We start from the raw sequence: 12,537 nt of genomic DNA on the forward strand, positions 1-12,537 counted from the left end.
CTGAATATTCGTGGTCCTGTGCTGCGTCTATGGCGGTGAGGCTGTCGAAAGTATCGGAAAATAGCTGAAAGGAGAGTGCTGGAGGTCCGATGGGTGCACTTTCCCGAAACTTTCCGGCCGGAGCGTCGTCACGCACTGCCACGGCGAGATCACAGAACGGCAAGCATTTCCCCATACCCAGAGTCATCGGCCCGTCGCTCGCGGGAGCATCGCAAGGCCTATGACATGGAAGGGGGCCGAGTGAAGCGGGTAATGGGGGTTGCCACCGGGCTGGTGGTGCTCGTCGCGGGGGTCGTGAGCGCGGACGGGGCGGCGGTGGCCGGCAGGAAGGCGCCTGTGGTGTGGGAAGCCTGTCCCAAGGTGGCGGGGAAGACGGCCTCGGCCGCCCTCGAATGCGCCACCGTACGCGTACCGCTCGACTACCGCCATCCCATGGGGCAGTCGATCAAGGTCGCGCTCAACCGGATCAAGGCCAAGGTCTCCAGGGACGCCGGCCACCTGGGCACGCTGCTGGTCAACCCCGGAGGACCGGGGTCGTCGGGGCGTGACCTGACCGAGTACGTCGCCACGTCCTTGCCCGCCGACGTGGCCGGGCGGTACGACGTCGTCGGGTTCGACCCGCGCGGCGTCGGCGCCAGCGAGCCGGCCGTGCACTGCGTGGACCCCGCCACGTACTACAGGGCCCCGCGGCCGGACGCGGTGCCGCACGGCAAGGCGGAGGAGAAGGTGCTGCTCGCCAGGGCCGCCGAGTACGCCTCCCGCTGCGGCCAGCGCTGGGCCTGGCTGCTGCCGCACCTCACCACCGAGAACTCCGCCAGGGACATGGACACCATCCGCGCCGCCCTCGGCGAGGACAAGATCAGCTACCTCGGCTACTCCTACGGCACCTACCTCGGCGCCGTCTACGCCACCCTCTTCCCCAGCCGCGTCAAGCGCATGGTCATGGACAGCAGCGTCGACCCCACGGGCGTCTGGTACGACTCCAACCTCAAGCAGGACCGCGCCTTCGAACGCCGGCACCGCCAGTTCCTGGCCTGGGTCGCCAAGCACCACGACGCCTACAAGCTGGGCGCCACGCTCAAGCAGACCTCCTTCGCCTACTACGCGATGCGCGACCGGCTGCGCGCGAAGCCGGCCGGAGGCATCGTGGGGCCGAGCGAGCTCGACGACACCTTCACCGTGGCCGGCTACAGCGACAAGGTCTGGCCCCAGTTCGCCCAGGCCTGGTCCGACTACGTCCGGCAGGGCGACGTCAAGGGCCTCACCGACATCTACGCCAAGCACGGCAAGAACGACGCGGCCGACGAGAACGGCTACGCCATCTACCTCAGCGTCCAGTGCCGCGACGCCCGCTGGCCGCGCCAGTGGGACAAGTGGCGGGCCGACATGAGGGCGATGCACCGCGAGGCGCCGTTCCTGACCTGGCCGAACGCCTGGTTCAACGCCCCCTGCGCGTTCTGGCCGGTGCGGGGCGGCAAGCCGGTGGACGTGCGCTCCTCGCCGAAGCTGCCGCCGTTCCTCATGCTGCAGTCCCGCTACGACGCGGCGACCCCGTACCAGGGCGCCCTGCAGATGGCCAAGCTGTTCCCCCGCTCCCGCATGGTGCTGGAGCACGGCGGCAACCACGGGGTGTCGCTGTCGGGCAACAAGTGCCTGGACGGGCACCTGGCCGCGTACCTGCGGGACGGCACCCTGCCGCGCCGCGACGCGACCTGCGCCGCCACGCCCGAGCCGCGCCCGGCCGCGCACATGACGTCGAACAGCCCGCAGCCTCCGGGTTTGCTGGGGCTCCTGGGCGTGCTCGAAAGGCTGCCCATCGGCTGACGTCAAGAAAGGGTTACCGTGGGCAGCGCCGGATGCCGCATTCGGTAACCCTTCGCGTAGTCTGACCATGTGATGCTGCGTACATCGGCGTCGCGCGTGCTCGACGACAACGACCGGGACGAGGTTCTCGCCCTGCTGGACTCCGATCCGGTCGCCAACGTCTTCGTGTCCTCTCGGGTGCGGGCCGTCGGACTCAACCCGGCGCGGCTCGGCGGGCAGATGTGGGGGTTCGGGCCGCGCGGTGGCCTTGTGTCACTCTGTTACGCCGGCGCCAACATGGTGCCGGTCAACGCCGGCCCGGAGGCCGTGCACGCCTTCGCCGACCGCGCGCGCAAGCAGGGGCGGCGCTGCTCGTCCATCGTGGGGCCGGTCGACGCCGTCTCGCTGCTGTGGGAGCGGCTGGAGCCGTACTGGGGGCGGGCGCGGGCGATCCGCTGGGCCCAGCCCGTCATGGCGACCTCCAGCAAGCCGCCCGTGTCGGCCGACCCGCTGGTGCGGCGGGTGCGGCCCGACGAGTTCGACGTCCTGCTGCCGGCGTGCGTGGCGATGTTCACCGAGGAGGTCGGCGTCTCGCCGAACCTCGGTGACGGCGGCGCCCTCTACCGGACGCGGGTGGCCGAGCTGATCAGGATCGGGCGCTCGTACGCGCGGATCGACGACGGCCGGGTCGTGTTCAAGGCCGAGGTGGGGGCCGTCACGCCGCACGCCTGCCAGATCCAGGGCGTCTGGGTGGCCCCCGAGCTGCGGGGCAGGGGGTACGCGGTGGCGGGGATGGCCGCCGTGGTGGAGGCGGCGATGAGCTGCTTCGCGCCCGTCGTCTCGCTGTACGTCAACGACTACAACCACCCCGCCAGGGCGGTCTACCGGAAGGTGGGCTTCCGGGAGATCGACACCTTCATGTCCGTATTGTTCTAGCATCCCGGGCATGATCCTTGTCACGGGTGCAACGGGGAACGCGGGCGGCGCGCTGGTGCGTACGCTGGCGGAGGCGGGCGAGCCGGTGCGGGCGCTGGTGCGGCGCCAGGTCGAGCTGCCCGCCGAGCTCGCCATGGGCGATCTGAACGATCCCGAGTCGGTGGCCGGCGCCCTGGACGGGGTGCGCGGGGTGTTCCTGATGGCCGGGTACGACCGGATGGACGAGACGCTGGCCGCCGTGGCGCGGGCCGGGGTCCAGCACGTGGTGCTGCTGTCGGCGAGCGCGGCGGAGGCCGCCGACCTGGGCAATCCCGTTTCGAAGTACCACGTGGAGTCCGAGGCGCTGGTGCGGGCGTCGGGGGTGCCGTGGACGGTGCTGCGGCCGCGGACGTTCATGTCGAACACGCTCCGCTGGGCCGGGCAGCTCAGGTCAGGAGACGTCGTACGCGACTCCTGGCCCGGCGTCGCCGTCGCGACCGTCGATCCTCTCGACATCGCCGCCGTGGCCGCCGCGTCCCTGCTCGAGAAGGGGCACGACGGGCAGGTCTACGGGCTGACGGGGCCGCGGGCGCTGCGGCCCGCCGACCGGGTGGCCGTCCTCGGGGCGGCGCTGGGCAGGCGGCTGCGGTTCGAGGGGCTGACCGACGCCGAGGCCAGGGCCGAGATGCTGGATGGCGGGATGCCGGAGGCGTACGCGGAGGCGTTCTACGGCTTCTTCGCGCGGGGCGAGCTGGACGAGTCGGCGGTGCTGCCCACGGTCGAGCAGGTCACGGGCCGCCCGCCACGCACGTTCGAGCAGTGGGCGGCGGCCAACGCCGACGCGTTCCGCTGACCGAGGGCACGGGTGAGCAGCTCCGCTGATCGGGGGCGTGCGGGGTGAGCGGTTCCGTTGACAGGAGACACGGCGGGTGAGCAGTTCCGCTAACCGGGGATGCGCAGGGTCAGCAGGGCGACGTCGTCGTCGTTGTCGGCGGGGCGGACGCGGGTGAGCAGCCGGTCGCAGTAGGCGCTGAGTTGGTGGCCGGTCAGCGCCGCGGCCTGCTGCCGCAGCCGGTCGAGACCCTCGTCCAGGGATCGGCTGGGCGACTCGATCAGCCCGTCGGTGTAGAGCAGCACGGTGGAGCGGGGCGGCAGCTCGATGACGGCGTCCTCGCGGACCGGCGCGAAGCCGGTGCCCAGCAGCAGGCCGCTCGCCTCCTCCAGGAAACGGGTGCGCCCGTCGCCCTCGACCAGCAGCGGCGGCGGGTGCCCCGCGTTGGTCCAGCGAAACTGCCAGGCACCGTCGGCGCGCTCGGCCCTGGCGAAGACCACGGTGGCCATCGTGGCCTCGGCCATGCGGGCCACAGCCTGGTCGAGCCGGTCCACGATCACGCTGGGCGGCTCCTCCAGCTCACCGGCGTAGGCCCGCAGCATGTTGCAGACCTGCGCCATGCCGGACGCGGCGTCGAGGTCGTGGCCCACCACGTCGCCGATCACCAGCCCGGCGGCGCCGTCGGACAGCACGAACGCGTCGTACCAGTCGCCGCCGACCTGCGAGGCGCGCGGCGCGGGCACGTAACACGCGCCCATCTCCAGGCCGGGCACCGACGGCAGCCGGGGAAGCAGGTGGCGCTGCATGGTCTCGGCGACCCGGCGCTGCCGCTCGTACAGGCGGGCGTTGTCCAGCGCCAGCCCCGCCCGGCGGGCGATGTCCTCGACGAGCAGGAGGTCGTCGGTGCTGTACGGCTGAGGTTGTTCCGAACGCCCCAGGGTCATCGCGCCGACCACGTCGCGGACGCCGCGGATCGGCGCGGTGCACGCCGACCGGATGCCGGTCGCCTCGAACAGCTCCCGCTGGACGGCCGCCAGCCGCGAATCGAGCGGCCCCTCGTAGTCCTCCGGGCCCACCAGCGCCGCGGTGACGCCGCGCAGCGCCCGTGCCAGCGGCATCGCGGACTCGCGCGGCAGCGGCGGCATCGGCCGCTCCAGATCGGGGCGGTGCGCCAGGACGCCGTTCTCGTGGTGCACGACGGCGGCGCGGGACACCTCGCCCTCCTCGGTCAGCAGGTCCACCACCGCCCAGTCGGCCAGCAGCGGCACCACCAGGCGGACGAGCTGGCGCAGCGTCTCGCCCACGTCCAGGCTCGCGGTGAGCGTCGTGGTCGTCTCCGCGAGCAGGGCCAGCCGGTCGAGCTCCGACATCGACGGGGCGGGACGCGCCCGCTGCCGCTCGCCGAGCCCGGCCGAGCCGATCTCGTGGAAGAGCACCAGGGCGCCCGTCCCGGCCTCGCCGACCCGGCACGGGGTGACCACCCAGGCGATCTGCACGAGCGAGCCGTCGCCCCGCTCCAGCCACACGTCCTCGCCGTGGGCGGAGTCGCTGGTGAGCAGGGGCTGCCTCATCACGCACCGGCTGCGCGGCAGCGGCTCGCCGCGCTCGCCCCGGTGCAGCAGGTCGTGGGCGTCGCGGCCCAGCAGCTCGGGCGCGCTGCGCCGCAGCAGCCGCTCCGCCTGCGGGTTGACCTCGACGATCCGCCCGCGGTCGTCCACCACGTACGTGCCCGCGTGGGCGAGATCCTCGAGCTGGAAGGCGCGTGGCACGGCAGACTGCCCGGTGTCCTCCACGGCCGGCCCTCCTTCCCCTCTCCGCACTTCCTACCCAGCGTCGCCGCTGGTCAAGGGCCTGAAGGTGGACGAGCTTCGCGAAATGCCCGGCCGGCTCGGCGCCGGAAGCGGTGGGCCTAGAGGCGGACGAGCTTGTCGAAGAGCCGAGCCAGCTCGGTGCCGGGGTCGGCGGTCAGACCGGCGTGCACCGGGCCCGCCTGCACGATCGTGCTGCGCGGCGCCGTCAGCCAGCGGAACCGGCCGCCGAGCGACTCTCCCGCCAGCGGCCCGCAGTCCGGCCCGCAGGCCAGCTCGTACGCGGCCAGCGCCCGGCTGACCCCGTCGACGTCGGCCTGCGGATCCAGGGCGCGCAACCGGCCGGGGTCCAGCTCGACGCGGGCGCACAGGTAGTCGCGGGGCTGGCAGTAGAGCAGCACGCCCGCGTTGATCAGCTCGCCCCGCTCGACCTTGGGCATCACGCGGATCACCGCGTACTCGTAGACGTCCCTGCTCACCGGGCGCCGCCTCCCCGCCAGAACTCGCCGACCGACCCCGGGCCCGCCTTCTGGCCCTTGGGCTGCTGGAACCTCAGCCACTCGCGCGGCCCGTGCGCCCGCTGGAGAAGATGCTCGACGTAGGCCTCGCGGACCTCGCCTGGAGAGCCGAAGCCCGGCTCGCCGTCCAGCCACTCGTCCGGCACCAGCGCCGTCACGCTCTCCAGCAGCTCCCGCGTGATCTTCCCGGCCAGCTCTGTGCCCGCCGCCTCGACGTCGCCCGCGTACGGGGCGAGCACGTGGTCGCCCGCGTCGAACGGCCGCTGGGGGTCGGCGGTGCGCCAGTTGTGGTGGAACCAGAGCGCGGCCCCGTGATCGATCAGCCAGGTGTCGCGATGCCAGATCAGCAGGTTCGGGTTGCGCCAGCTCCTGTCGATGTTGTGGACGAGCCCGTCGAACCACACCACCCGCGCCGCGAACAGCGGATCCGCCGCCCACGCCAGCGGCTCGAAGCCGAGCGCGCCCGGCAGGAAGTCGACCGCCAGGTTGAGCCCGGTGCTGGCCTTGAGCAGGTCCTGCACCTCCTCGTCGGGCTCGCGGATGCCGAGCTGGGGGTCGAGGTCGATGAGCTTCAGTTCCGGGGTCCTGAACCCGAGGCGGCGGCCCAGCTCGGCGCAGACGATCTCGGCGACCAGCACGCGCCTGCCCTGGCCGGCCTCGCGGAACTTCACGACGTACGTGCCCAGGTCGTCGGCCTCGACGACGCCGGGCAGCGACCCGCCCTCCCGCAGCGGGGTGACGTAACGGGTCGCTGCGATCTTTTCCAGCACGCAACGAGGCTATCGTCCCCGGCAGCCTGCCCTGATCGGGGCGAAGAGGGCACGGCTGTCGGATGGTGGTGCGCCACCGTAGAGTGGGCCCCCGATGAGGGGATCGAGGGGTCGATGCTCAGGATTCACTTCACCGGCGACGACTTACGCCGCACCCGTCTGGCGGAGACCGCCGATCCTTTCTGGGAGATGGTGTTCAGCAGGCATCGGCTCGCCGACCCCGCTCCACCGGCGACCCTGCGCCCCTGGCTGGAGAGGATGCGGCGCGAGGGGCACCTGCTGCACCGCTACGAGCGCGTGGTGGCGGCGCTGACGCCGTTCGGCCCCTACTTCCCCGACTTCATCACGCCCGTCGAAGGGCTGCAGGGGCTCGACGCCGGCCTGCAGGCGATACTCGGCACCCCGCGCACGCGGCTGCGCCGCGAGATGGAGACGATGGCCCGTACGTCGCCCCTGCCCGGCTGGGGCCGGCGGCTGGCCGAGGGGGAGACGGCGACGCTGATGAACCTGGCGGCCACGCTCCGGGCGTACCACGCCATCGCCATCGAGCCCCACCGCGTCACGATCGGCGCCGCCATCGCGGCCGAGGCGTCACGCCGGCGGGACGACCTGGCCGAAGGCGGCGCCGACGGCCTGCTGCGCGGGCTGGCGCCGCTCATGCGCTGGCGGCCGCCGCTGCTCGAGGTCGACTACGACATCGACCGTGACATGCACCTCGGCGGTCGCGGGCTGCTGCTGATCCCGTCGTACTTCTGCAGGCGCGTCCCCGTCGCCCTGGCGGACCCCGGCCTGCCGCCGACGCTGGTGTACCCGATCGACTGTCACTCCCACTGGGAGGCGAACCGCACGGAGTCGCTGATCGCGCTGCTCGGCGCGACCCGCGCCACGGTGCTGGCCGCCATCGACGGCGGCGCGACGACCACGCAACTGGCCGAGCGGGCCGCGACCTCGCCCGCCTCCGTCAGCCGCCACACGCGGGTGCTGCGCGACGCCGGCCTGATCGAGACGCATCGCCACGGCACGGCCGTGCTGCACGTGATGACCCCGCTGGGGCGGAACCTGCTGTCGGCGGGCCGGTAGGCGTGTCCACCCTTTGCGCCCAGGTGCATAGGGTGGCCGCGCTCAGGGCCGGGCCGCGATACTGGACCCCTCGCTGCGGAGCCTTCCATACGTTCACGTATGGAAGGCTGAGCGGGCGGACGGTTGATCGCGGCCGGCCGGGCGCGGGCCCTACCGGGGCGGGCCTTCGGTGATCGGGCTCACATCTTCCCGATGACCTCCTCGGCGAAGCGCTCCATGGTGGCGAGCTTGAGGTCGAGGCTGCCCTCGCCGTACCTCGACTTCTCCTCGGGGGTGGCCAGCCACCACGGGGCGGCCATCGTGCCCGTCACGCCCTTGGCCTCGAAGCGCCGGTACGTGTCCGCGTCGGGGAGCACCGCGAGCGGGGCGATGACCTCGAAGCCGTCCAGGGATCTGCCGTTGGCGTCGAGATGGCGGCGCAGGGCTTCCAGGACGTCGTCGAACTGCTCCTCGGTGTAGATGCGGTTGCCGATCCAGCCGTCGCCCAGCCTGGCCGCGCGGCGCAGGGCCGCCTCGCTGTCACCGCCCACGAAGATCGGGATCTGCCGGGCGGGGGTGGGGGAGATCGACAGCGGCGGCAGGCCGTCGAGCGTGACCGTCTCGCCCGCCCACAACGAGCGCAGGACGGGCAGCATCCCGTCCAGGCGGCGGCCACGCGTGTGGAAGTCCTGCCCGGTGCCGACGAACTCCTCCTTGCACCAGCCCACCCCGACCCCGAACGTCACCCGGTCGTGTGACAGCACCGCCGCCGTGGAGACCTGCTTGGCCACGGTGAACAGGTCGCGGGCCGGGGCGATGTACACGTTCGGGGAGAAGCGCAGGGTGGTGGTGACGGCGGCCATGGCGCCGATCGTCACCCAGACGTCCGGCCAGTGCGTGCCGGCGTCCCAGCGGGGCCTGCCCGACTTCGAGTACGGGTACGGCGAGGCGAAGTCGGCGTAGAAGAGGTGGTCGGAGAGCGTGAGCGTGTCGAACCCGCACCGCTCGGCCGCCCGCGCCAGCTCCACGAACTGGCCGGTGTCGACGAACGAGGCCCCCAGCCAGAATCTCATCGGAACTCCGGTGCGACCTTGGTGGCGAACAGTTCGAGGTTGCGCTTGACCGTGTCGAGCGGCAGCACGCCCTGCTGGCCCTGCATGTAGAGGCCGAACCACTCCAGGTCGGGCATGCGGTCGAGCATGCGCTGGATGCCGCGCTTGACGTCGTCGGGGGTGCCGAACAGGGCCATCTCGACGTCGTTCATGCGCTTGGCGTCGCCCTTCTCGGGGGAGATCGGCTTGTGCTTCTCGTCCTCCTTCTTGCGCAGCACCTCCAGGTAGCCGAACGGGCCGAAGAAGGCGGCGAAGTCCTTGGGGATGCTGCGGCCGAAGGTGTTGATGGCCTCGTCGGTGGTGTCGGCGATGCCGACGATCTTCAGGATTCCGGTGTGCTCGCCCAGCTTGTAGTGGCGGCCCTGCTTGGCGGACTCCTCCTGGTACAGCTTCGCCTTCTGGGCGTGGTCGTCCGGGTTGGGGGTGAACATCCACGGCAGGATGTCCTCCTGGGCGGCCCTGATGACCGACCGGTCGGAGATCGTGAACGGCTGCCACAGCTCGGGGTGCGGGTTCTGGTACGGCCTGGGGCAGACGGAGACGGCCCTGATGGTGCCGTTCTCGTCCATCTCGTCAGGGGCGCCGAACGTGCGGGTCCACTCCTGTGCCGGCCAGCCCTCGATGCCGTCGTACGGATAGGGCACCTGGTAGTCGAGCACGTCCGACTTGTAGCGCAGCGTCTCCTGCGTCCACGCCATCTTCATGATCTTCAGCACCTCGCCGAAGACGTCGAAGTTGCGCGTGTCGGACGCCGAGCCGTCGGAGCGGGCGGCGGCGGCGTGCCAGCGCTGGCCCAGGACGTTCATCCAGCGGTTCTGGTAACCCCGCGCCACGCCCAGGCGCAGCCGTCCCTTGCAGAACTGGTCGAGCAGGGCCACGTCCTCGGCGGCTCTGATCGGGTCCCACGCGGGCAGCACGAGGCCGAGCGGCGCGAGCAGGATGCGCTCGGTCCTGGCGGCCAGGTCGGTGAGGAACATCAGCGGGTTGACCGAGAACTCCATGCCTTCCGAGTGGAAGTGGTGCTCGGTCATCATCAGCGCGTCGAACCCGATCTGGTCGGCGTGGACGGCTATCTCCCGTACCTCGTGCAGCAGCCTCTGGTACGACTCCGTGTCCCGCCCGATCGGGCGCTTGGCCCTGGCGTTCTCCTCGGCGGCGTAACCAGAGCCTGGAATTTGGGGATTCAGGAAGATAGAAAACTTCACCGTGGACCTCTTTCCGCGGGATGGTCTTCTGCAAGGTACTCTGGAAATCTTAACCGAGCAATCGCTTGGTTCGCTGTGGGGAGTGTCATATGAGGCTCGGCGTCACGATGTTCGCGACAGATCTGGCCATGCCGGTCCACGAGCTGGCCAGGGCGGCCGAGGAGCGCGGCTTCGACTCGCTGTACGTGCCCGAGCACACCCACATCCCCGTCTCCCGGCGCACCCCCTACCCCGGCGGCGGTGAGCTGCCCGAGGAGTACAAGCGCACGCTCGACCCCCTGGTCGCCCTCTCCTACGCGGCGGCGGTGACCGGCACTCTGCGGGTCGGGACCGGCATCCTGCTCGCCGCCCAGCGCGACCCCATCGTCACCGCCAAGGCCCTGGCGTCCCTGGACCACCTCTCCGGCGGGCGGCTGGTCGTCGGGGTCGGGTTCGGGTGGAACGTGGAGGAGATCGAGAACCACGGTGTCCCGTACGGGCGGCGCCGCGAGGTCGCCAGGCGGAACGTGCTGGCCATGCAGGCGCTGTGGCGTGACGAGGTGGCCGCCGTGGAGGGGGTCGAGCCGTCGTGGTCGTGGCCCAAGCCCCTCCGGATGCCGCCCGTCTACCTGGGCGGGGCCCCGGGGCCGAAGCTGTTCGCGCAGGTGGCCGAGTACGCCGACGGCTGGATGCCGATCGGCGGGCACGGCATCAAGGCGGCGCTGCCGGCGCTGCGGGAGGCCTGCGAGAAGGCGGGCCGGCCGCAGGCCTGCGAGGTGATCCCCTTCGGCACCCGGCCCACCCGGGACAAGCTGGACTACTACGCCTCGCTCGGGATCACCCAGGTGGTGGCCACCCTGCCGAGCGGGCCCGCGGACGTGGTGCTGCCCCTGCTGGACGAGTACGCGGCACTGCTCTGACAGGTGAGAGGCGAGCGAGGCCGCCGATTCGGGGAAGGTCTTCCATGGCTGCTGAGCAGGAGGGCCGCTCGCATCCCCGGTCGGGCGGCATAATGGGAGGATATGTCCGAGCTACGTGCCGATGACCCACAACAGTTGGGGGCGTACCGGCTGACACGCAGGCTCGGTCAGGGCGGCCAAGGCGTCGTCTACCTGGGCGAATCCCCGCAGGGGCCGCCTGTCGCGGTCAAACTGCTGCATGCCAGCCTTTCCGGTGATCCGGGCGCCAGACGGCGGTTCCTGGGCGAGGTCGAGGCGGTCAGGAAGGTGGCGGCGTTCTGCACGGCCCAGCTCCTCGACGCCGACCTCGACGGGGACCGGCCGTACCTGGTCAGCGAGTACGTCGACGGGCCCTCGCTGCGCGAGCTCGTGGTCGAGGAGGGGCCCAGGCAGGGCGGCTCCCTCGAACGGCTGGCCATCGGCACCGCCACCGCCCTGGGGGCGATCCACCGGGCCGGGGTGGTGCATCGGGACTTCAAGCCGGGCAACGTGCTCCTCGGCATCGACGGGCCCCGGGTCATCGACTTCGGCGTGTCGCGGCTGATGGACACCGCCACCACCACGACCCACCTGCCCATGGGGACGCCTGCCTACATGGCTCCCGAGCGGATGAAGGGGGAGCCCGCCGGGCCGCCCGCCGACATGTGGGCCTGGGGGCTGACCGTCGCCTACACGGCTACGGGGCGGCCCGCGTACACGGCCGACACCCATCAGGAGGTGCTGGCCCGCGTTCTGTACGGCAAGCCCGATCTCGGGTCGCTGAGCGGGCGGCTGCGGGAGATCGTGGAGGCCTGCCTGGCTCCCGATCCGGGGGAGCGGCCGGACGCCGAGGAGGTGCTGCGGCTGCTGCTCGGGCAGGACGTGGTCGAGGGCGACGTGCTGTCCACGGGGGCGATGGCGGCCGTCGGCGAGGCGGTCCGCAGGACGGACGGCCCCGCCCGCAGGCCGTCCGGCACGGGCTCGCTGAGTGCTGTGGTGGGGCTGGGGGCGGCCGAGGCCGCGCCCGGCGTGATCACCGATCCCGATCCGACGACGAGCTTCCCCGCGATCACCGCGCCGCTGATGGCGGCGCGCGCCGAGGCCAAGGCCCGCGAGCGGGCCGCCGCGTCCGAGGACGGCGTGGCGCGGCGGCGGGTCCGCCGCCGGCAGGTGGCCGTGGTGGCGGCGGGGGTGGCGATGGCCGTGGCCGGGTTCCTGCTCTGGGTACGCGGGACGGCGGCGCAGGGCCTGGAGGGGACGTGGACGGGCTCGGCCGAGCACTTCGCCGCCGGCCGGGTCTTCGCCGTCGAGCTGCACCTGACCGGCGACACCGGCGGGGCGATGCGCTGGGGCGCCGAACTGCACTGCGCGGGCCGCCTCGGCCGGGCGGGCGGCGGCATGGTGTTCACCCTCGACCAGGTTCAGGGCGAGGAGTGCTATCCGGGGACGCTGCGGATGTTCCCCACCTCGGACGTGAACCAGATGGATATCAAGGTCACACGGCAGGGTGAGGACGAAGTGACGTATTCGGGCAAGGTCGCGCGTACATCCTGACCGGCTGTGTCACGTTCAGGCGGCGATTGGCCTGAGCACCGTTG

General features: G+C 71.9%; 11 protein-coding genes. 6 read left to right on the top strand and 5 right to left on the bottom strand.

Features of this window, described 5'->3' with window-relative positions; all coding sequences use genetic code 11:
• Positions 1-252 precede the first annotated feature (252 nt).
• The 3 genes from AB0I79_RS10190 (at position 253) to AB0I79_RS10200 (ending at position 3,571) form a co-directional block, all read left to right on the top strand.
• Positions 253-1,824, top strand: a complete 1,572-nt coding sequence (locus AB0I79_RS10190; RefSeq protein WP_357869780.1) for an alpha/beta hydrolase — start codon at positions 253-255, stop codon at positions 1,822-1,824.
• Between the two features lie 72 nt (positions 1,825-1,896).
• On the top strand, positions 1,897-2,739 hold the full coding sequence (locus tag AB0I79_RS10195) for a GNAT family N-acetyltransferase (protein WP_357871608.1): 843 nt from the start codon (positions 1,897-1,899) through the stop codon (positions 2,737-2,739).
• 10 nt (positions 2,740-2,749) lie between these two features.
• The gene (locus AB0I79_RS10200; RefSeq protein ID WP_357869783.1) at positions 2,750-3,571 is read left to right on the top strand and encodes an NmrA family NAD(P)-binding protein; all 822 of its coding nucleotides are present in this window, start codon (positions 2,750-2,752) and stop codon (positions 3,569-3,571) included.
• Between the two features lie 89 nt (positions 3,572-3,660).
• Here AB0I79_RS10200 and AB0I79_RS10205 read toward each other — a convergent pair whose 3' ends face one another.
• From AB0I79_RS10205 to AB0I79_RS10215, 3 genes are all read right to left on the bottom strand, one after another.
• Positions 3,661-5,343, bottom strand: a complete 1,683-nt coding sequence (locus AB0I79_RS10205; RefSeq protein ID WP_357869786.1) for a SpoIIE family protein phosphatase — start codon at positions 5,341-5,343, stop codon at positions 3,661-3,663.
• Positions 5,344-5,459: 116 nt separating this feature from the next.
• On the bottom strand, positions 5,460-5,837 hold the full coding sequence (locus tag AB0I79_RS10210; RefSeq protein WP_357869789.1) for a DUF3037 domain-containing protein: 378 nt from the start codon (positions 5,835-5,837) through the stop codon (positions 5,460-5,462).
• The gene (locus tag AB0I79_RS10215) at positions 5,834-6,646 is read right to left on the bottom strand and encodes a HipA family kinase (protein ID WP_357869792.1); all 813 of its coding nucleotides are present in this window, start codon (positions 6,644-6,646) and stop codon (positions 5,834-5,836) included. Before AB0I79_RS10215 ends, AB0I79_RS10210 begins: the two co-directional genes overlap by 4 nt.
• Positions 6,647-6,760: 114 nt before the next feature.
• Here AB0I79_RS10215 and AB0I79_RS10220 point away from each other — a divergent pair, with 114 nt between their 5' ends.
• Positions 6,761-7,726 (top strand): winged helix-turn-helix domain-containing protein, encoded by a 966-nt coding sequence (locus tag AB0I79_RS10220; RefSeq protein WP_357869795.1) that lies wholly within the window; start codon positions 6,761-6,763, stop codon positions 7,724-7,726.
• 179 nt (positions 7,727-7,905) lie between these two features.
• Here the strand turns inward: AB0I79_RS10220 and AB0I79_RS10225 are convergent, their stop codons facing one another.
• Positions 7,906-8,778, bottom strand: coding sequence for a TIGR03619 family F420-dependent LLM class oxidoreductase (locus AB0I79_RS10225; RefSeq protein ID WP_357869798.1), 873 nt, complete (start codon positions 8,776-8,778; stop codon positions 7,906-7,908).
• Positions 8,775-10,022, bottom strand: coding sequence for an LLM class flavin-dependent oxidoreductase (locus AB0I79_RS10230; RefSeq protein ID WP_357869801.1), 1,248 nt, complete (start codon positions 10,020-10,022; stop codon positions 8,775-8,777). The genes AB0I79_RS10225 and AB0I79_RS10230 overlap by 4 nt, the downstream gene beginning before the upstream one ends.
• An 89-nt stretch (positions 10,023-10,111) precedes the next feature.
• Here AB0I79_RS10230 and AB0I79_RS10235 point away from each other — a divergent pair, with 89 nt between their 5' ends.
• Together AB0I79_RS10235 and AB0I79_RS10240 are read left to right on the top strand one after the other, a co-directional pair.
• Positions 10,112-10,921 (top strand): LLM class F420-dependent oxidoreductase, encoded by an 810-nt coding sequence (locus AB0I79_RS10235; RefSeq protein ID WP_357869804.1) that lies wholly within the window; start codon positions 10,112-10,114, stop codon positions 10,919-10,921.
• A 102-nt stretch (positions 10,922-11,023) separates the two neighbouring features.
• On the top strand, positions 11,024-12,493 hold the full coding sequence (locus AB0I79_RS10240) for a serine/threonine-protein kinase (RefSeq protein WP_357869807.1): 1,470 nt from the start codon (positions 11,024-11,026) through the stop codon (positions 12,491-12,493).
• Positions 12,494-12,537 lie beyond the last annotated feature (44 nt).

This window comes from Nonomuraea sp. NPDC050202 (assembly GCF_040656115.1).
Taxonomy (GTDB): Bacteria; Actinomycetota; Actinomycetes; order Streptosporangiales; family Streptosporangiaceae; genus Nonomuraea.